General features: G+C 62.0%; 14 protein-coding genes. 6 read left to right on the forward strand and 8 right to left on the reverse strand.

Translation table 11 applies throughout. The annotated features are described in order from the left end of the window. Positions 1-5 precede the first annotated feature (5 nt). The 7 genes from GTA51_RS02055 to GTA51_RS02085 form a co-directional block, all read right to left on the reverse strand. On the reverse strand, positions 6-1,409 hold the full coding sequence (locus GTA51_RS02055) for an NADH-quinone oxidoreductase subunit N (RefSeq protein WP_160958259.1): 1,404 nt from the start codon (positions 1,407-1,409) through the stop codon (positions 6-8). After that, a complete protein-coding gene (locus tag GTA51_RS02060; protein WP_160958261.1) occupies positions 1,406-2,980 on the reverse strand; it encodes a complex I subunit 4 family protein in 1,575 nt (524 codons plus the stop codon). Before GTA51_RS02060 ends, GTA51_RS02055 begins: the two co-directional genes overlap by 4 nt. Before the next feature lie 24 nt (positions 2,981-3,004). Further along, positions 3,005-4,819: a Na(+)/H(+) antiporter subunit D gene (locus GTA51_RS02065; RefSeq protein ID WP_160958262.1), complete on the reverse strand. Its 1,815-nt coding sequence runs from the start codon at positions 4,817-4,819 to the stop codon at positions 3,005-3,007. Beyond that, on the reverse strand, positions 4,806-5,072 hold the full coding sequence (locus tag GTA51_RS02070) for a hypothetical protein (protein ID WP_043634360.1): 267 nt from the start codon (positions 5,070-5,072) through the stop codon (positions 4,806-4,808). Before GTA51_RS02070 ends, GTA51_RS02065 begins: the two co-directional genes overlap by 14 nt. 93 nt (positions 5,073-5,165) lie before the next feature. After that, the gene (locus tag GTA51_RS02075) at positions 5,166-6,659 is read right to left on the reverse strand and encodes a monovalent cation/H+ antiporter subunit D family protein (RefSeq protein WP_160958264.1); all 1,494 of its coding nucleotides are present in this window, start codon (positions 6,657-6,659) and stop codon (positions 5,166-5,168) included. A 3-nt stretch (positions 6,660-6,662) separates the two neighbouring features. Further along, the gene (gene nuoK / locus GTA51_RS02080) at positions 6,663-6,971 is read right to left on the reverse strand and encodes an NADH-quinone oxidoreductase subunit NuoK (protein WP_160958265.1); all 309 of its coding nucleotides are present in this window, start codon (positions 6,969-6,971) and stop codon (positions 6,663-6,665) included. Continuing rightward, positions 6,968-7,486 carry an NADH-quinone oxidoreductase subunit J gene (locus tag GTA51_RS02085; protein ID WP_160958267.1) on the reverse strand — a complete coding sequence of 173 codons (519 nt, stop codon included), beginning with the start codon at positions 7,484-7,486 and terminating at the stop codon, positions 6,968-6,970. The genes nuoK and GTA51_RS02085 overlap by 4 nt, the downstream gene beginning before the upstream one ends. Positions 7,487-9,078: 1,592 nt before the next feature. On the opposite strand from GTA51_RS02085, the gene GTA51_RS02090 reads away from it, so the two are divergent. Further along, positions 9,079-10,170 (forward strand): NAD(P)H-dependent flavin oxidoreductase, encoded by a 1,092-nt coding sequence (locus GTA51_RS02090; protein WP_160958268.1) that lies wholly within the window; start codon positions 9,079-9,081, stop codon positions 10,168-10,170. 233 nt (positions 10,171-10,403) lie between these two features. Here the strand turns inward: GTA51_RS02090 and GTA51_RS02095 are convergent, their stop codons facing one another. Then, on the reverse strand, positions 10,404-11,855 hold the full coding sequence (locus GTA51_RS02095) for an NAD-dependent succinate-semialdehyde dehydrogenase (RefSeq protein WP_160958270.1): 1,452 nt from the start codon (positions 11,853-11,855) through the stop codon (positions 10,404-10,406). A 386-nt stretch (positions 11,856-12,241) separates the two neighbouring features. On the opposite strand from GTA51_RS02095, the gene nifE reads away from it, so the two are divergent. The 5 genes from nifE (at position 12,242) to GTA51_RS02120 (ending at position 17,970) form a co-directional block, all read left to right on the forward strand. Continuing rightward, positions 12,242-13,621: a nitrogenase iron-molybdenum cofactor biosynthesis protein NifE gene (gene nifE, locus GTA51_RS02100; RefSeq protein WP_160958271.1), complete on the forward strand. Its 1,380-nt coding sequence runs from the start codon at positions 12,242-12,244 to the stop codon at positions 13,619-13,621. Beyond that, positions 13,618-14,973, forward strand: coding sequence for a nitrogenase component 1 (locus tag GTA51_RS02105; RefSeq protein ID WP_160958273.1), 1,356 nt, complete (start codon positions 13,618-13,620; stop codon positions 14,971-14,973). The genes nifE and GTA51_RS02105 overlap by 4 nt, the downstream gene beginning before the upstream one ends. An 11-nt stretch (positions 14,974-14,984) precedes the next feature. Further along, complete coding sequence (locus tag GTA51_RS02110; protein WP_160958275.1) at positions 14,985-16,256, forward strand: radical SAM protein; 1,272 nt, start codon at positions 14,985-14,987, stop codon at positions 16,254-16,256. A gap of 239 nt (positions 16,257-16,495) precedes the next feature. Continuing rightward, positions 16,496-17,320: a tetratricopeptide repeat protein gene (locus tag GTA51_RS02115; RefSeq protein WP_343039435.1), complete on the forward strand. Its 825-nt coding sequence runs from the start codon at positions 16,496-16,498 to the stop codon at positions 17,318-17,320. Next, the gene (locus GTA51_RS02120) at positions 17,317-17,970 is read left to right on the forward strand and encodes a flagellar brake protein (RefSeq protein WP_160958278.1); all 654 of its coding nucleotides are present in this window, start codon (positions 17,317-17,319) and stop codon (positions 17,968-17,970) included. Before GTA51_RS02115 ends, GTA51_RS02120 begins: the two co-directional genes overlap by 4 nt. Positions 17,971-18,108 lie beyond the last annotated feature (138 nt).

An 18,108-nucleotide genomic window follows, 5' to 3' on the forward strand; every position in this document is an offset into this window, starting at 1 on the left:
TCCGGCTAGGGATGCAACGCGACAGCCGCCTGGGCCGCCAGATCGTACAACGGTGCCGGCAGGATGCCGAGGAGCAGCACCAGGGCCGCCAGCACCCCGCCAAAGACCAGATACCCGCGCGGCGCAACCAAGGCCGGGGCCTCGGACTCGCCGGTGTAGGCATGGCGGACCATGCTCAGGTAGTAATAGATGGAGATGGCTGTATTGAGCACAGCCACAATGACCAGCCAGTGGTAGCCCTGGTCCCAGGCAGCCGAGAGCAAAAACAGCTTGCCGGCAAAACCGGCGGTGGGCGGCAGGCCGACCAGGGAAAAGGCGGCCACGGCCAGGATCATGGCCAGGGCCGGTGCCCGGCGGTAGAGGCCGTCAAGATCGTCCAGGCTCGGGTTCTCGTCGTTTTTGGCGATGGCGCACACGACATAGAACGCGGCCAGGTTCATAAGGATGTAGGCCAGGCTGTAAAAGGCCGCAGCCGAGAGGCCGGCGGCCGACCCGGCGGCAAGACCGAGCATGACATAGCCGGCGTGGGCCACCGAGGAGAACCCAAGCAGGCGCTTGAGATCACGCTGGACCAGGGCGGCCAAATTGCCGGCGGTCATGGACACGGCCCCCAGGATGGCCAGGATGGTGGTCACTTCCATGTGCGGCGTGACAAAGGCGGCCAGCCGCACCAGCACCACCACCGCGCCGAGCTTGGGAATGGTGGCCACATAGGCGGCAGTCTCGTTTTTGGCTCCCTGGTAGACGTCAGGACACCAGAAGTGGAAGGGGAACAGGGCCAGTTTGTAGAAAAAGCCGGCCAGAAAGAGCGTTAAGCCCACAACGGCCAGGGGCGCGTCGGCAAAGCTCCAGGAGGTCGTGGCCAGGGCGGCGATGTAGGTCGTGTGCTTGGCGGCGATGATGTAGGACAGGCCGAAAAGGGCCAGGGCGGTCACGGCCGCGCCAAACAGGATGTACTTGATGCCGGCCTCAGCCGCCCTTCTGTCCTGGCCGCGCAGGGGAATCAGCGCGTACAGGCTGTAGGAGGACAGTTCCAGGGCCAGATAGAGGGTAATGAGTTCCACGCACGAGGCCAGCAGCATGAGTCCCCAGGCCGACAGACCCAGGAGCATGAAGTAGTCCGGGGTCAGATCCTTGCCGTCCTTGTTCCCGGAAGCGATGCCGGTCACCACGGCAAAGCCGAAGGCAATCAGCAGCTTGAAAAACTGGGACAGGGCGTCAACTTTATAGGTGGCGTAGAGAAACTCCCCCCGGGCCCCCAGGGCCGCGGCTGCAGCCACCACCCCCAGGCCGGCCGCCAGGGGCAACCAAGTCATGACCGACTGTTTGCGGTCGCTTAAGCTGGCGACAAAGAGCGCGCAGATGACGCCCAGCAGCCACAGTTCCGGCAAAAGCTCGATGATGCTCATGGATGCTCCTTGCGGATGGAATCCGAGACGCCGGCCACGGCCAGCGGGCCGGTGAGCAGCCAGCGCTCGGCCAGGGGCATGTCCTTGGTCAGACCCATGGCAGTGTTTTTGGCGCGCATGGCGGCAAGGGTGCGTTCAATGGACGGCTCGATGGTGGTGATGGCCAAGGCCGGAGCCAGACCGATATAAAAGACCAGGGCGGCCAGGGGAGCCAGGGTCACCCACTCGCGCAGGCCGAGATCCTTCCAAGAGGGCTTATACGAGGCCGGTTCGCCCCAGGTCACCCGCTGGAGCAGCCGCAGCATGTAGGCCGCGGCCAGCATGGCCCCGGGCACAGCGGCAAAGCCGATCCAGGGATTGCCCTGGAAGGCGCCGATCAAAACCAGCACCTCGCCAACAAAGCTGTTGGTGCCGGGGAAGGCCAGGGAGGAAAAGGAGAACAGGCCAAACAGGAACATAAAGATTGGCATGAACTTGCCCAGCCCCTGGTTGTCGCTGATCTCGCGACTGTGGCTGCGCTCGTAGAGCAGGCCAATCATCATAAACAGGCCGCCGGTGGTGATGCCGTGGTTAAGCATCTGCAGGATCGCACCGGACACGCCCTTGGTGCTTAACAGGAATATGCCCAGCGTCACAAAGCCCATATGCCCCACCGACGAGTAGGCGATGAGCTTTTTGATGTCGGTCTGCCCGAGAGCAATGCAGCCGCCGTAGATGATGCCGGCAATGGACAGGGCAATCATCAGCGGCGCAAAGGTCTCGGTGGCAGCCGGGGTCAGCGGCAGGCAAAAGCGCAGGAAGCCGTAGGTGCCCATCTTTAAGAGGATGGCGGCCAGCAGCACACTGCCAGCGGCCGGGGCCTCGACGTGGGCGGCCGGCAGCCAGGTGTGAAACGGGAACATCGGCACCTTGATGGCAAAAGCCAGGGCCATGGCCCCAAAGGCCCAGACCTGGAACTTGAAGGCATAAGACTTTTCCATCAGCTCGGGGATGGAAAATGTACCGCCCACCTGCCTGAAGGCGACAATGGCCGCCAGCAGCAAGGTGGAGCCGGCAAGGGTGTAGAGGAAGAACTTGATGGAGGCGTAGCGCCGCCGGGGTCCGCCCCAGACAGCGATCAGCAGGTACATGGGGACCAGCATGGCCTCCCAGAAGACGTAAAAGAGGACAAAGTCGAGGGCCGCAAAGACCCCGATGCAGGCCGAAGTCATCAGCAGCAAGCAGAAATGGAACTCGGTCACCCGCTTGGCGATGTAGGTCCACGACCCGAGCACGCACAGGGGCAGCATGAGCGCCGTTAAAAGGATCATGTAAAGGCTTAAGCCGTCCACGCCCATATGGTAGGTCATGCCGAGTGCCGGCAGCCACTGGGCCTGTTCCACGAACTGGAAGGCCGGGCCATCTGGCGCGTAGCCCAACAGCGGCAGGCAAAGCAGACATTCAAGGATGCCCACCCCCAGCGTGAACGTGCGTACCGTCCACTCGCGGCGCATAAAAAGCAGCGCCACGGCGGCAATCAGCGGCAGGACGATCAACGCCGTCACCACCGGGAATCCGTTTTGCGTCATCATGTATCGCTCCCTTCCCTAGCGGCGTTAACCGAGAAACCACACGGCCGCGAAGATGGCCAAACCTATGGACACGGCAGCGGCAAGATAGTCCTGCAACCGCCCGGTCTGGCTGCGGGCCACAGTTGCCCCGCCGACCTCGCGCACGCCCTTGGCCGAACCGTCCAAGACGCCGTCGATGACCTTGACGTCAAAGATACTCGTGACAATTCCCGATGCGAGCAGGCCCTTTAAGCCCACCTTCTCGTAGACGTCGGTCCAGATGTTGTCGATGGCCGCCGCCGGCACGCTGACGAGCTTCACAAAACCCCGGCCAATGAGCCGGTAGAGGATGTCGAAGTCGAGGTTGCGGCTGGCGTGCGGCGGGATGATGGCGCGCATGACGTAGAAGCCAAGGCCGGTAAAGCCCAGGATCAGACAGGCCTGCAGGACATGCCAGGCGGTGTAGGGCGTGTAGTCGGTGGGGAACGGCAGGAGCCCGTACAGGGTCTGCGGGAAGATGCCGATGCCCAGGCACAGCAGCGAAGAGATGATCATGCCGGCGTACATGTTCCAGGGGATGGGCTTTAAGGCCACCGTGCTGGTCGGCTTGGACCAGAAGGCAAAGTACGGCAGCTTTATGCCAACGGAAAGGAACGTGCCCACAGCGGCCAGTTCCATGCCCAGGGCCAGCCAGGTGCGATGGGCCTCGGCCGCGCCGGTGATGGTCATGGTCTTGGAGACGAAGCCGTTAAAGAGCGGCATGCCGGAGATGGAGACCGCCCCGACCATGTAGCAGATCATGACCAAGGGCAGCCGGGACGCCAGTCCGCCAAGCTCGGTCAGCTTGGCCGTGCCGGCGGAATAGAGCAGGCAGCCAGCACCCATGAAGAGCAGGCCCTTATAGAGGATGTGGGCATAGGCGTGGGCGCAGGCCCCATCCAGGGTCATGGCCGTGCCGATGCCGATGCCGCAGACCATGTACCCCACCTGGGAGACGATGTGGTAGGACAGGATGCGCCGGGCGTTGTTCTCGATGGTCGCGTAGAAAACGCCGTAGAGGCACATGACCAGTCCGCCGATGGCCAGCACCTCGAACCCGGCGTAGCCCCGGGCCAGGACGTAGACAGCGGTCTTGGTGGTAAAGGCGCTCATAAAGACCGCGCCGGTGACTGTTGCTTCAGGATAGGCGTCGGGCAGCCAGGCATGCAGCGGCACGCAGGCGGCGTTGACCAAAAAGCCGATGAGGATGATGTAGTCGTAGTAACGGGCGGCGTCAGGCGACACGGCGGTAAAGGCAAAGGTGCCCAGATCGGCGTGGCGCAGGAGCAGGCCGGCCAGGAGGAAGAGCCCGCCGAAGATGTGGAACAGGAAGTAGCGGAACCCGGCGGCCGTGGCAGCCTGGGTGCGGCGCAGCCAGATGAGAAACACCGAGCCGATGCTCATGAGTTCCCAAAAGATAAACAGCGTAATGTAGTCGCCGGCAAACACGCAGCCAAACCCGCCGGCAATGTAGAGGCAGGCGGCCATGTGCTGGCCCCGATCGGGCACGTGCAGGGCGTAGATAAAGCCAATGAGCGATTGGATGGCAAAGACGTTGGCAAAGACCAGGGCCAAGGCGTCCACCCGGCCAAGGTTTAGTGTCTGGCCGAGATAATGCAGCGAAGCCAGTTCACGCGGTCCGTCCGGCCCAAAGGTGAGGGACATGACCGAGAAGATGGCCAGGACCGGCGGGGCCAGGAGCAGCCAGCGCCAGGTCATGTAGCGTTCGTTGGAGAGAAAGGCCATGACCAGGGCCAGGGCCAGAAAACCGATGGAGGGGTGCAGGAAATGGATGCCCGCGATCTGGTCAAGGCCGGCCATTGTCATCCTCCGGACGCGCTAACACGGGGTAAACGATCTTTTTGAGCACATAGACCATGGCAATGGCTGCCCCCAGGGAAAATACGGCCCAGAATCCGGGCAAGCCCTCGCCAACAAAGTGCGGATGATGGGGCGTGATGAAGATATTAAGCACCACGAGTGCCCCCAGGACGGCAAACAGGGCTTTTTTCCAGGCATCGGCCCTGGCCCTGGCTGCTTCGAGCCAGCTCCCCAGCAGTTGCGGTTCCCGCATAACGACCTCCCTTGAGTCCCATAAACGGCGCGCCCGGCGCGCCGGCATAACCTGTTTCCAGTGAGACGCCGCATATTCCGGCGTCCCAGGCCGCTAGAACTTGCCGAACGCGTCTACAAAGACGGCAAAGGTATTGGGGAAAAGGCCCAGGGCCACGGAGATGATGGCGGTTAGGCACAATGGCGCAACCATCACCAGGGGCGCTTCCTTAAAATGAGAATGGTCCACGCCTTCGGCCGGCGGCCGGAAAAAGGCCCGGTAGATGACCGGCACGAAATATCCGGCGTTTAAGAGCGTGGAAGTCAGCAAGGCCAGGAGCAGAATGTATTGGTGGATGCTGATGGCCCCGTTGGCCAGATACCATTTGGTCACGAACCCCGAGACCGGCGGCACACCGATCATGGACAGGGAGGCGATGGCGAAGGCTCCGAAGGTAAAGGGGAGCTTGCGGCCCAGGCCGTCCAGATGCGGGATGTATTTGATGTGGGTGGCCACATAAATAGCACCGGCGGCGAAAAACAGCGTGATCTTGGCAAAGGCGTGGTGGGCGATGTGGAGCAGGCCGCCCTTGACGGCCAGGGGGGAGAGCATGGCCACGCCTATTATAATGTAGGAGAGTTGGCTGACGGTGGAATAGGCCAGCCGGGCTTTGAGATCGTCCTTGGTCAGGGCGATGATGGAGGCTACGACGATGGTGAAAGCGGCCATGTAGGCGGTGATGAGGCCAAGGTTCAAGTTGGCCAGCAGGTCCACGCCAAAGCACGAGAGCATGATGCGCGACACCGAGAACACGCCGGCCTTGACCACGGCCACGGCGTGCAGCAGGGCCGAGACCGGGGTGGGGGCGACCATGGCCGAGGGCAGCCAGTTGTGCAGGGGCATGATGGCTGCTTTGGCCAGCCCGAAGATGAACAGAAAGTAGGTGATGGTCACCATGGTCGGATCGGCATCGGGCGGGAACATGCCGCGCGAAATGTCGCCGAGGTTGAAATCAAGGGTGCCGCACAGCACATAGGTCATGATCATGGCCGGCAGCAGGAACAGCTTGGAGGTGCCCATGAGATAGACCAGATACTTGCGCGCGCCGTGGTAGCCTTCCTTGTCCTGGTGATGGGCGACCAGGGGATAGGTAAAGACGGTGATGACTTCATAAAAGAGGTAGAGCGTGGCGATGGTGCCGGAAAAGGCCACACCGACCGCGCCGAAGATGGCGACGGCGAAGCAGAAGTAGTAGCGCGTCTGGGCGTGTTCCTTAAGCGATCGCATGTAGCCGATGTTGTAGCTGGTGGCGAAAAACCACAGGAACGTGGCCACGACGGCGAAAATCAGCGACAGGCCGTCCACGGCGAAGGTAAGCGAGACGCCCGGGAAAAAAGTCACCAGATGATAGGTCCAGATGCTGCCGTCCAGGACAGCCGGGATCATGGAGGCGACGGAGATAAAGGCCAGGGCGGCGGCGGCAAAGGACACGCCTTCGCGGGCGTTGGGGTTTTTGCGGAACAGATAGACGGCAAACGGGGCCAGGAAGGTGATGACCAGGGGCGCAAGCACCCGGGCGCTTTCAATGGTGGCGACAGCAGCGGCCATGGACTACCCCTTGAGTTCGCTGGGGGCGTCTGCCGAGGCGTCCCCGAATCGTTTGGAAACCACCAGGACGATGGCCAGCACCAGGGTGGCCTCGGCGGCGGCCAGTCCCATGACGAGCAGCGCCCCGAGCTGGCCGAGCACGGCGTCGGCCGGGGTGAGCTGGGCAGCGGCGACAATGGACAGGCCCGCGCCGTTTAACATCAGTTCAACGCCGATGAGCATGCCGACGAGGGTGCGCCGGGCCACCAGGGCATACAGCCCCAGGCCCAGCAGCAGTACGGCCACAACCTGATAATAGACAAGCGGATTCATGATTTGGCGCCTCGCTTTTCAAAGGCCAGCAGGACCGCGCCGGCCATGGCGGCCAGGAGCACCACGGAAATGAGCTCGAAGGCCAGGGTGTAGGGTCCGAGCAACCCGGCACCGAGTTCCGCCGGGCTCACGTTTTTGGGGGTGGGCAGCCCGGCCACACCGTAGACGGCCAGAAACGGCACCAGAATGCCGGCCGGGATCAGGACGATGGGCACGGCCCGCAGCACGCCGGCCCCGGACAAGCCCTCGGCCTCACCGCCGTCGGCCGAGGCGCGGGTGAGCATGATGGCGAAAAAGATCAGGACGGTCACCGCGCCCACATAGATAAGGATCTGCATGAGGGCCACAAATTCGGCCAGGAGCAGCAGATAGAGTCCGGCAACGCCGAACAGGGACACGACCAGGCCCAGCATCGCCCTGACCAGACTCGCCGAGGAGACGGCCAGGACGCCGCCGGCGAGGACGATCAGGGTGTAGAATGCGAAGGCGAATTGCCCAAGATACAATTCATTCATAAGCGCCCCGCTACTCTCCTCATCAGGCTAGAGACTGCTTCAAACTCTTCATACAAACGACTACCACCGCCAAAGAGACCTACAAGAAACAAAACAGACAAAATTTTTTGCCCAAAAAAAGTGTCCGACAAAATCAAACACACACATTCACTTTCAACCAGACAAATCATAGCGTTGACAAAACGCATACTACATTCAAGATTTACACAATACATACATAAATTCGTTTAAAAAAATAATTTTATATACTAAAAACGCATTCAAACAAGCATATCTTAACAGTGCCATTGCCAATGACAGTCTTATCTAATGACAAAAATACCATACTGCCACGCTAAAATCAATAACTGCACAACTAAAAACCTCTCACTACAGACACACTCAATGCAACTTACAAGACAAATCTCGTATAACTGCGTATTACATCTATTTTACACTGAGGCCAACCGAGCAGCCCGTGTTATACTTTCAAAGAACCGTAACACGCGAGGCGGGTTGCTTATAGCTCTTACCCCTCGGACACGTCAAGGGAGAAAAATTTACCTTATCGTATCAGAACCTTCCGCCTTGCGCCAGACCAACGCCGCGAATAACGCCTCTTGGCTGACCGATATTTCGCGCCAAGCTAAAATAAAACATTGAAATAATAGAAGAATATAATTCTTCGCGCGCCGCCACCCCAGCCAACTCCGCCAAGGACTTGAGGAATTGCTTCACGAATTGATGCAAAACCGAGCCAGCAGAAGCGATCTGATATGATAAATTCTTCACAAACAACGGAGCAAGCGCAATCCATACTGGAGGACTGGGGGTTGGGCCTGGGTGGAGTTTGGGGTGCGTTGGCCTGGGCGCGCGCCAGACTGACGGTCTCACCGCGTGGCGGTCCCGGCTTGTCAATGAGAGGCCCGCTCGCGCCGGACTGACCTCCTCGAAGGAGTGGAACTCGGGATCCGCGCCCCGTCTCGCGGGCGGCCGACGTCCCTGTTCCCGAAGGGGGCGTTCGCCACCCCATCCGCCCATCTCCTTCGCCGACCCCGCCTGTCCTCCGGCACTTCGGGGGGGACAGCCGGGGCCGGCTTTCCCAGTCCAACAGGCGATTCGCCACCAAACTGTTCGCGGCCGCAGGGTCCGGGCCGCTCCCTGCGGCCGCGAACAGCACGCCGCCAACAACACCGCAACCAGCATAAATATTTGCATATAATGACAACAGCCAGCTCCTTTCCGAAAAATACGTCAGATGACAGGTGCGAAAGGGCACATCCTGGCATTGCCAGAACGGCGTCCCTGACGGTATAGGGGCCTTTCGGCGGCTTTCCGGCCCGGCCGGCGAGCCTGGAGAGCACAAGGGCTTGCCGCGGCTTGGGCAGAGTTATCCCCGCTGCGGCGTCTTGTCGCGTCGCGTTAACGGGCCGTTTTCCTGGGCCTGCCGTGCCATGCCTGAGCAGCTCCCGCCCCCGGGAGCACGGACATTTGCGCCCAATTGTAAAGATTGATACACTTTCGGCACGGATGAGTAACGTTCTCGTAAGCCCAAAGGCCCTCCCCCGGGAGGACAGGCAATTGCGCCCCCATCTGCAACATTCGGAGCCCCTTTGTCGTTTCCTTCCTTAACTATCGGCGACCTCACCATCCCCAAGGCCGTCATCCAAGGCGGCATGGGTGTGGGGATCTCGCTTTCCGGCTTGGCTGCAGCCGTGGCCGCTGCCGGCGGTTTCGGCGTCATCTCGGCAGCCGGCATCGGCATGAACGAACCCGATTTCGCCTCGCATTACGTCGAAGCCAACAACCGGGTGTTGGCCAAAGAGATCCAGGCCGCCAAGGCTGCGGCCCCAGGCGGTGCCATAGGCGTGAACATCATGGTGGCCATGGCCAACTTCGCGGATCTGGTCAAAACTGCCATCCGTGAAAATGTCGACGCCATCTTTTCCGGGGCCGGACTCCCCCTGGACCTGCCCGGACACCTGCCCGAAGGCGCGCGCACCAAGCTCGTGCCCATCGTGTCCTCGGCCCGGGCCGCCGTTATCCTGTGCAAAAAATGGCTGTCGCGCTTTGGCCGAACCCCGGACGCCTTTGTGGTGGAAGGCCCCATGGCCGGCGGCCATCTGGGCTTTAAGGCCGAGCAGATCGACGACCCGAACTTTGTCCTGGAGCGTCTTGTCACCGAAGTCGTGGCCGGGGTCGCCCCCTACGTCGCGCCCAACGGCAACCCCATCCCGGTCATCGCTGCCGGCGGCGTCTACACCGGAGCCGACATCCTGCGCTTTATCAAGCTCGGCGCAGCCGGCGTCCAGATGGGAACCCGGTTCGTGGCCACCCACGAATGCGACGCCGATGAACGCTTCAAGCAAAGCTACATCGACGCCGCTGAAAAAGACGTGGTCATCATCAAAAGCCCGGTGGGCATGCCCGGACGCGCCCTGCACAACGAATTCCTGGATCTGGCCGCCGAAGGCCAAAAGACACCGGCCCGTTGTCCCTACCGCTGCATCCACACCTGCGACTACACCAAGGCCCCCTACTGCATCACCCTGGCCCTGGCCAATGCCAAAAAAGGCCGGCTGCGCCACGGCTTTGCCTTTGCCGGCCAGAATGCCTGGCGGGTGGACCGCATCATGTCGGTGGCCGATCTCTTTAAAGAGTTGGTGGACGGCTACGACGCGGCCGAAGCCGACGCCTTGGCCTAAAGCCTCCAACGCGCCTGCCCTGCGTACGCCAACGCGGCGGCCCGGTGTTCCCGGACCGCCGCGTTTTTCATTGCCCCTGGGCCGTGCGAGGTTCTCCCAACGCAACAAGCCCAACCACGACCGACCAGAGAGCCATCCGTCCCCGCCAAGACCCCCTTAACAACTGCTCCCAGTCGAGGGGGGCCGGGGGGATCATCCCCCCCGACCGCCGGAGGCACTCTTCCTGCCGTCCTTCAAGCCAACCCGCCCAGGCAGGTGTATTTGAGGACCGAATATTCATCCATCCCGTAGCGCGACCCTTCCCGCCCGACACCACTTTCCTTGACTCCGCCAAAGGGCGCTTCGGTGCAGGAAATAAGGCTCTCGTTGACCCCCACCATGCCGTATTCCAAGGCCCCGGACACCCGAAAGGCCCGCCCGAGATCGCGAGTATAGATGTAAGCGGCCAGCCCGTATTCGGTGTCGTTGGCCAGGGCCACGGCCTCGGCCTCGGTCGTAAAGCGGTACACCGGGGCCAGGGGGCCAAAGATTTCCTCCCGGGCAAAGGCCATATCCTTGGTGGCCTGGGTGATAATCGTTGGCTCGAAGAAATTGCCACCCAGGGCATGGGGTTTGCCGCCGCAAACGATGTGCCCGCCCTTGGCCGTGGCATCGGCCACTTGGGCCAGCATCCGGGCCGTGGCTTTGGCGTCGATAAGCGGTCCCTGGGTAACGCCGGGGGTGACGCCCGCGCCCACGGCCAGTTGGCCGACCGCCTCGGCCAACCGGGCCACAAAGGCGTCGTGAATCCCGGCCTGGACATAGAAGCGGTTGGCGCAGATGCAGGTCTGGCCGGAGTTGCGGTACTTGCTGGCCATGGCCCCGGCCACGGCGGCTTCGAGGTCCGCGTCGTCAAAGACCAGAAACGGCGCATTGCCGCCCAGTTCCATGGAGACTTTTTTAACCGTGGCGGCGCATTGGGCCATAAGCGTCTTGCCGACCTCGGTTGAGCCGGTAAAACTCAATTTTCGCACCGTCGGGTTTTCGGTCAGTTCCGCGCCGATGGCCCGGGCGTTGCCGGTGACGATATTGACCACCCCGTCCGGAATGCCGGCCCGAAGGGCCAGTTCGCCCAGGGCCAGGGCGGAAAACGGCGTCTGGGAGGCCGGCTTGACCACCACCGGACAGCCCATGGCCAGGGCCGGTCCCACTTTGCGCCCGATCATGGCCATGGGAAAGTTCCAGGGCGTGACAATGCCGCAGACCCCGACCGGCTCGCGGGTCGCCAGGATCGTGCGGCCGGGCGCATTGGCCGGAATCACGTCGCCGTAGGCCCGGCGCGCCTCCTCGGCAAACCAGCGGATAAAGCTGGCGCCGTAGGTGATTTCCCCGGCCGATTCGGCCAAGGGCTTGCCTTGCTCCAGGGTCATGAGTCTGGCCAGATCGTCCCGGGCGGCCAGGATCAGGTCATGCCAGCGCAGGAGCATATCGGCCCGCTGCAAGGCGGTCATGGCCCGCAGCGCCGGCCAGGCCAGTTTGGCCGCTTCGATGGCCCGCCTCGTCTCGGCCCGGCCGCAACGCGGCACCTGGCCCAAAATTTCGCCGGTGGCCGGATTGTCCACGGCCACGGTCCCGCCGTCGTCGGCCGCCGTCCACGCGCCGCCGATCAGACACGCCTGTCGCAAAAGCTTTGTATCCTTAAGCATGCAGATTTCTCCCCAAAAGATGACCGCCCTGTGGCGGGAATTCCTGTGCGGCCTGTAGCGGTCTTGTCGACCTATGTCAAAACAGACAGAAGCAGCTTTTCCCCCGCTTTGCCGCGTCCCGGACAGCTCCCCGGGCATACGGGCCGGCCTGGCGGCGCTTTTTCGTCCGGCAAACAGCCCGTTGCGGCGGTTAACCCACAAATGCAAAATAATGGAGGGTTCCAGAACCCCGGTGGTCTACAATTTCGTCGGGGGGCGCCGTACAATTTTGTATCACTACACCCTTAACAGGAAATAAAGCACATGAATTTATCTAGTTATACTCTGGCACGCTCCTTGTAAGGTCACGTTTGCCCCATCGCTTGGCGACAGGGAAAGGAGCGTTCATGGAACAGGGGATATTAGCGGAACGGCAGGATCAGATCCACCGCACGGGCGAGGGGCCTTTTGAACTGGCTTGCAACCGAGACAGTCTGGCCGGGGCCGTGTCCCAGCGGGCCTGCGTGTTCTGCGGCTCCCGGGTGGTGCTCTACCCCATTGCCGACGCCCTGCATCTGGTCCACGGCCCCATCGGCTGCGCCGTCTACACCTGGGACATCCGGGGCGCGCTGTCCTCGGGACCGGAGCTGCACCGCTTGAGCTTTTCCACCGACCTCCAGGAAAAAGACGTCATTTTCGGCGGCGAAAAAAAGCTCAAGGCCGCCTTGCTCGAACTCATTGCCCGCTATCAGCCCAAGGCCGCCTTCGTGTACGCCACCTGCATCGTCGGCATCATCGGCGACGACGTGGCCGCGGTGTGCCGGGACGTGACCGCTGCCACGGGCATCCCGGTCATTCCGGTGCAGTCCGAAGGTTTTAAGGGCAACAAGCGCGAGGGCTACACCGCTGCCTGCAAGGCCATGTTCACCCTGACCGGCACGGGCGATGTTAGCGGCATCAGCCCCATCTCCGTCAATATTTTAGGCGATTTCAACTTGGCCGGGGAAATCTGGATCATCCGCGACTACTTCAAGCGCATGGGCGTTGAAGTCGTGGCCAACATCACCGGCGATGGCCGGGTGGACGACATCCGCCGGGCCAACGGCGCGGCCTTAAACGTGGTGCAGTGCTCCGGCTCCACCATGGAACTGGCCAAGATGATGCAGGAAAAATACGGCATTCCCTCCCTGCGCGTCTCCTACCTTGGCATCGAGGACATGGCCGACTCGCTGTACGCCGTGGCCGAACATTTTAAAGACCGCGACCCGGGCATCGTCGAGCGCACCCAGCAGGTGGTGCGCGAAGAACTCGCCGTGCTGTTGCCCCAGCTCAAGCAGTACCGCAAGGATCTCGAAGGCAAGAAGGTCGCCATTTACGTGGGCGGCGCGTTCAAGGCTTTCTCCCTTATAAAGGCCTTCCGCCACCTGGGCATGCAGGTGGTGCTGGTCGGCTCCCAGACCGGCACCACGGAAGACTACGCGGAACTGGCCGCCATCTGCGATCCGGGCACGGTCATAGTGGACGACTCCAACCCGCTGGAACTGTCCAAATTCGTCAAGGAACTGGACGTGGATCTCTTTGTCGGCGGTGTGAAGGAACGCCCCATCGCCCACAAGCTCGGGGTCGGCTTTTGCGACCACAACCATGAGCGCAAGGAAGCCCTGGAAGGCTTCGTCGGCATGCTCAACTTCGCACGCGAAGTCCACGCCTCGGCCACCAGCCCCATCTGGCAGTTCGTGCCCCGCCGCGAAGCCATGGCCAAGGCCGCCAAGGGAGAAGGTATATGAGCGATTCACCCTACGTTTCCACCACCAACGCCTGCAAGCTCTGTACGCCCTTGGGCGCTTCCCTGGCCTTTCGGGGCATAGAAGGGGCCATTCCCTTCCTGCACGGCTCCCAGGGCTGCGCCACCTACATGCGCCGCTACATCATCAGCCATTTCCGCGAGCCCATGGACATTGCCTCTTCGGCCCTGGGCGAAAAGCAGGCCGTCTTTGGCGGCGGCCCGAATCTGAAAAAGGGCATCTTAAACGTCATGTCCAAGTACGGGGCCACGGTGGTCGGGGTGGCAACGACCTGCCTGACCGAAACCATCGGCGATGACGTGCCGCGCCTTTTGGCTGAATTTCGCAAGGAATTTGCCGACCTGCCCCTGCCCGAAATCGTTCATGTGTCCACTCCGAGCTATTCCGGCACCCATATGGAAGGCTGGCACGCCGCCGTGGCCGCCCTGGCCGGACAGCTTGTGACGCAAAAGGCCGCCCCCGAGCGCCGGGTCAACCTCATGCCGGGGCTGGTCTCGCCGTCCGATCTGCGGCATTTTAAAGAGATTTTGGCTGACTTCGGCGTGGCCGCAACAGTCCTGCCCGATATCTCCGATTCCATGGACCGCCCGGCCCTGCTCGATTATGAAAAGCTGCCGGCCGGCGGCACCACCCTGGCCGACATCCGGGCCATGTCCGGGGCGCTGGGGTCCATCGAATGCGGCCGGGCCGTCCATGTGGTGGAATCTGCCGGGACCAACCTGGAACGCCGCTTCGGCGTGCCCAACCTGGGCCTGGGCATCCCCATCGGCATCCGCGAGACCGACGCCTTTTTCGCCGCCCTGGAAAAGCTCACCGGCACGCCCACGCCCCAAAAATATCTCGATGAGCGCGGCCGGCTGGTGGACGCCTATGTCGATGGGCACAAGTACGTGGCCGGCAAACGGGCCATCGTCTACGGCGAGGAAGACATGGTCATCGCCATGGTGGCCTTTTTGGCCGAGATCGGGGTCAAGCCCATCCTGGCTGCCACCGGGTCCACCTGCAAGAATTTCAAGGCCGCCCTGGCCGAGGTCACGGCCGGCCTTTTGCCCGAGCCGCCCGAAGCGCGCCTGGGTGTAGACTTTCACGACATTTCCGAACAGGCCGCGGATCTGGCCCCGGACCTGCTCGTCGGACACAGCAAGGGCTACAGCTATGCCAAAGCCTGGAACGTGCCGCTTTTGCGGGTGGGTTTTCCCATCCACGACCGCTTCGGCGGCCAGCGTATGCGCCATGTGGCCTATGGCGGCACCCAGGAACTCTTTGATCGTCTGGTCAACACCATCCTTGACCGCAAGCAGGAAGAAAGCGCCGTGGGTTACGGCTATCTCTAAAGGAGCATGACATGAGCACCACCAAAGATCTTTCCAAGCACCCCTGTTTTAACAGGGAATCCGCCGGCTCCTGCGGCCGTGTCCATCTGCCCGTAGCCCCCAAGTGCAACATCATGTGCAATTTTTGCAATCGCAAATACGATTGCGTCAGCGAATCGCGTCCGGGCGTGACCAGCGCCATCCTCACCCCGCAGCAGGCGCTGCTGTATATGGATAAGGTGCTGGAAAAAGAACCCCGCATCACCGTGTGCGGCATCGCCGGCCCGGGCGACCCCCTGGCCAACCCGGAAACCCTGGAGGCCATCCGTCTCCTGCACGCCAAGTATCCCCAGCTTCTTTTTTGCCTGTCCACCAACGGCCTGGCCCTGCCGACCTACGCCGCCACCCTGGCCGAACTGGGCGTGACCCACGTGACGGTCACGGTCAACGCCGTGGACCCCAAGATCGGGGCGCGCATCTATTCCTGGGCCCGCGACGGCAAGGTCATTCACCGGGGCGAGGCCGCTGCCGAGCTGCTCATGGCCCGCCAGATCGAAGGCATCAGGATTTTAAAAGAGCATGACTTGATCGTTAAATCCAACACCATCGTCATCCCCGGGGTCAACGACCACCATGTGGTGGAAGTGTCCAAAACCCTGTCGTATCTGGGTGTGGATATCCAAAATATCATGCCTATCTTCCCGGTGGCCGACACGCCCTTTGCCGACGTGCCCGCCCCCACCCACGAGCTTATCCACGGGCTGCGGGAACAGGCCAAGCATCTCGTGCCCCAGATGACCCATTGCAAGCGCTGCCGGGCCGACGCGGTCGGGCTGCTCGGCAAGGATATGTCCGGCGAGATGGCCGGCATTCTGGGCGACTGCGCCAAGACTCTGCCCGGGACCGACCTGTCCAAGCGCCCGTATGTGGCGGTGGCCACCCGCGAAGGCATGCTCGTCAACATGCATCTGGGCGAGGCCCACAAGTTTCAGATCTGGCAGCAGGAAGGCGACACCTTTACCTTCGTCGAGGAGCGCTGGGCCCCGGAAGCCGGCACCGGCACCAAACGCTGGGTGGACTTGGCCAAACTGCTCATCGACTGCCGGGCCGTGCTCATTGCTGCCTGCGGCGAGACGCCGCGCAAGATCCTGGCCGATACCGGCGTCCTGGCCTACGAGTGTTCCGGGCTGGTGGAAACCGCCCTGTCCGAGGTCTACGGCGCGGGCGATCTGGCCCGGCTCAAGAGCCGGCGCAAGGGGCTTGGCAAAGCCTGTTGCAGCGGCGGCAGCGGCGAAGGCTGCTGACGCAGACCCAACGCTCTATACTTCGACCCAGGCGGTCGCTCTTGGACAAAGGGCGGCCGCCTTTATTTTGACACGATGCCGGTGCCGGTGTATGCGTCAGACAGTTGGAGTGGGCTTATGAGCCCAACCAGGCAGCGGTAATTTCCCACCGCGTTCGTTTCGCCTGGAATAACCGGCACCCCCTTCGATTAACGCCTGCTTTCGTTGGTCGAAACCGCCTCGAACCAATGGACGACATCGTGACAATCACTGGTGCGGTACAGCAGGAACAAGAAACGGATCACGAAAGCCCCTCCCCGATTCCCTGCCGCATTCTCGGGGTCTATTCGCTGGCCAAGGCCGCAGCCACGGGGCATGGCGCAACAGCCCGCACCTACGAGCAAAAGACGTACTGGTTTGTGCGACGCACCGAAGACGACGAATACCTCGTTCAGGCGCTCAACGGCAACGCCATCCCGTCCGGGCCGCTGACCACGGTCAGCAAAGGCGAATTCATCCGCACCTACCACCCCGAGGCGGGCTATTACGAAAAACGCTGTCTCCCGTTTATTGATTCCCTGAAAAAAAAGTTGGCCCAGGCCGACAAGCATCTGGCCGAAGAGGATCTGGACGGAGCGGAAAAAGAATTCTGCAAGGCGCTGCTCCTGGACGAAAAGCATCCCAAGGCCAACATCGAACTGGGCAAGATCCACATGCAAAAAGGCGACGGCAAAAAACTTGCTTCGGCCATGCGCCGCATTTTAAGCAATGATGCGCTGTTCCAGGAACAGGAACGCCACCTGTTTAACGATTTCGGCATCACCTTGCGCAAGGAAAAGCACTTCGCTGAAGCCATCAGCTTTTACGCCAAGGCCCTGGAACACAACAGTTGCGATGAAAACCTCCATTTCAACATCGCCCGCGCCCTGGCCGAGTCCGGCAATCACGACGCGGCCCGCACCCACCTCGATACCGCCCTGGCCCTGCGGCCTGATTTTGAACCGGCCCGGCGCTATCGCGACTATCTCGACAAGGTGGGCACACCCATGGCTGGCGACGCGCAATCTGACGGGGCTGCCCCATGAGCGCCCCGGATCTGGCCCATTTCCATTGCCCGCCCGGCACCCGTCTGGCCCTTGAAATCACGGGACTGCCGGACAAATTCACCACGGCCTGCGTCGGGCATGCCCGGGGACGTTTTCTGGTTGCCGCCGTGCCGGTCCTGGCGGAAACGGTGCGCGAGGGCTTTTACCAGATGCTCTACCCGGATAACGCCGTTATCGTGCGCTATCTCAACGAAGGCACGGTGGTCGGTTTCACAGCCCAGGTGATCAAATGCATCCAGATTCCTTTCCCGCTCATATTCCTGACTTTTCCCAAAAAACTTGAATCCCATGATCTGCGCCGCCACGCGCGCGTGGCCTGCTGTCTGCCCGGTCAGGCCGTCATCGCCGGCACCGATATCCCGGGCATGGTCCTGGATTTGAGCCACTCCGGCTGTCTTTTTTCGGCCACCGTCCCCGAAACGCCCCCGGTCGTGAGCATCGATGACGCCGTGGAACTGCGCTGTGGTCTGTTCGGTACAAACGGCACTGCAAAGCTGGGCGGCATCGTCAAACGCGTGGCCCTGTCCGGCCGCCGGCTGGAGCTTGGGCTTAAATTCCGCCAGATGCCTCCGCCGACCCAGGAGGCCATCAGCTCCTACCTGGATCAGGCGCTGTCCATCCTCGGCTGACGCGACACCCCGGCCTGCCACTGCTCCCACCAACGCCCGCCATCCCTGGCCCGCCGGCATGGCCCGACAGCCAGGGCCAGCTCCACCCACCGACGAAAATGTCGTTTTGTCTGCCGTTTTTGGCGGCAACGGCATCCC

Source organism: Solidesulfovibrio aerotolerans (genome assembly GCF_009856865.1).
GTDB lineage: Bacteria > Desulfobacterota > Desulfovibrionia > Desulfovibrionales > Desulfovibrionaceae > Solidesulfovibrio > Solidesulfovibrio aerotolerans.

Coding starts and splice junctions, on each gene's coding strand:
- GTA51_RS02105 (WP_160958273.1), top strand. CDS start 13,618: ATGAGCGATTCACCCTACGTTTCCACCACCAACGCCTGCAAGCTCTGT.
- GTA51_RS02070 (WP_043634360.1), bottom strand. CDS start 5,072: ATGCGGGAACCGCAACTGCTGGGGAGCTGGCTCGAAGCAGCCAGGGCC.
- GTA51_RS02095 (WP_160958270.1), bottom strand. CDS start 11,855: ATGCTTAAGGATACAAAGCTTTTGCGACAGGCGTGTCTGATCGGCGGC.
- nifE (WP_160958271.1), top strand. CDS start 12,242: ATGGAACAGGGGATATTAGCGGAACGGCAGGATCAGATCCACCGCACG.
- GTA51_RS02110 (WP_160958275.1), top strand. CDS start 14,985: ATGAGCACCACCAAAGATCTTTCCAAGCACCCCTGTTTTAACAGGGAA.
- nuoK (WP_160958265.1), bottom strand. CDS start 6,971: ATGAATCCGCTTGTCTATTATCAGGTTGTGGCCGTACTGCTGCTGGGC.
- GTA51_RS02060 (WP_160958261.1), bottom strand. CDS start 2,980: ATGATGACGCAAAACGGATTCCCGGTGGTGACGGCGTTGATCGTCCTG.
- GTA51_RS02120 (WP_160958278.1), top strand. CDS start 17,317: ATGAGCGCCCCGGATCTGGCCCATTTCCATTGCCCGCCCGGCACCCGT.
- GTA51_RS02075 (WP_160958264.1), bottom strand. CDS start 6,659: ATGGCCGCTGCTGTCGCCACCATTGAAAGCGCCCGGGTGCTTGCGCCC.
- GTA51_RS02055 (WP_160958259.1), bottom strand. CDS start 1,409: ATGAGCATCATCGAGCTTTTGCCGGAACTGTGGCTGCTGGGCGTCATC.
- GTA51_RS02085 (WP_160958267.1), bottom strand. CDS start 7,486: ATGAATGAATTGTATCTTGGGCAATTCGCCTTCGCATTCTACACCCTG.
- GTA51_RS02065 (WP_160958262.1), bottom strand. CDS start 4,819: ATGGCCGGCCTTGACCAGATCGCGGGCATCCATTTCCTGCACCCCTCC.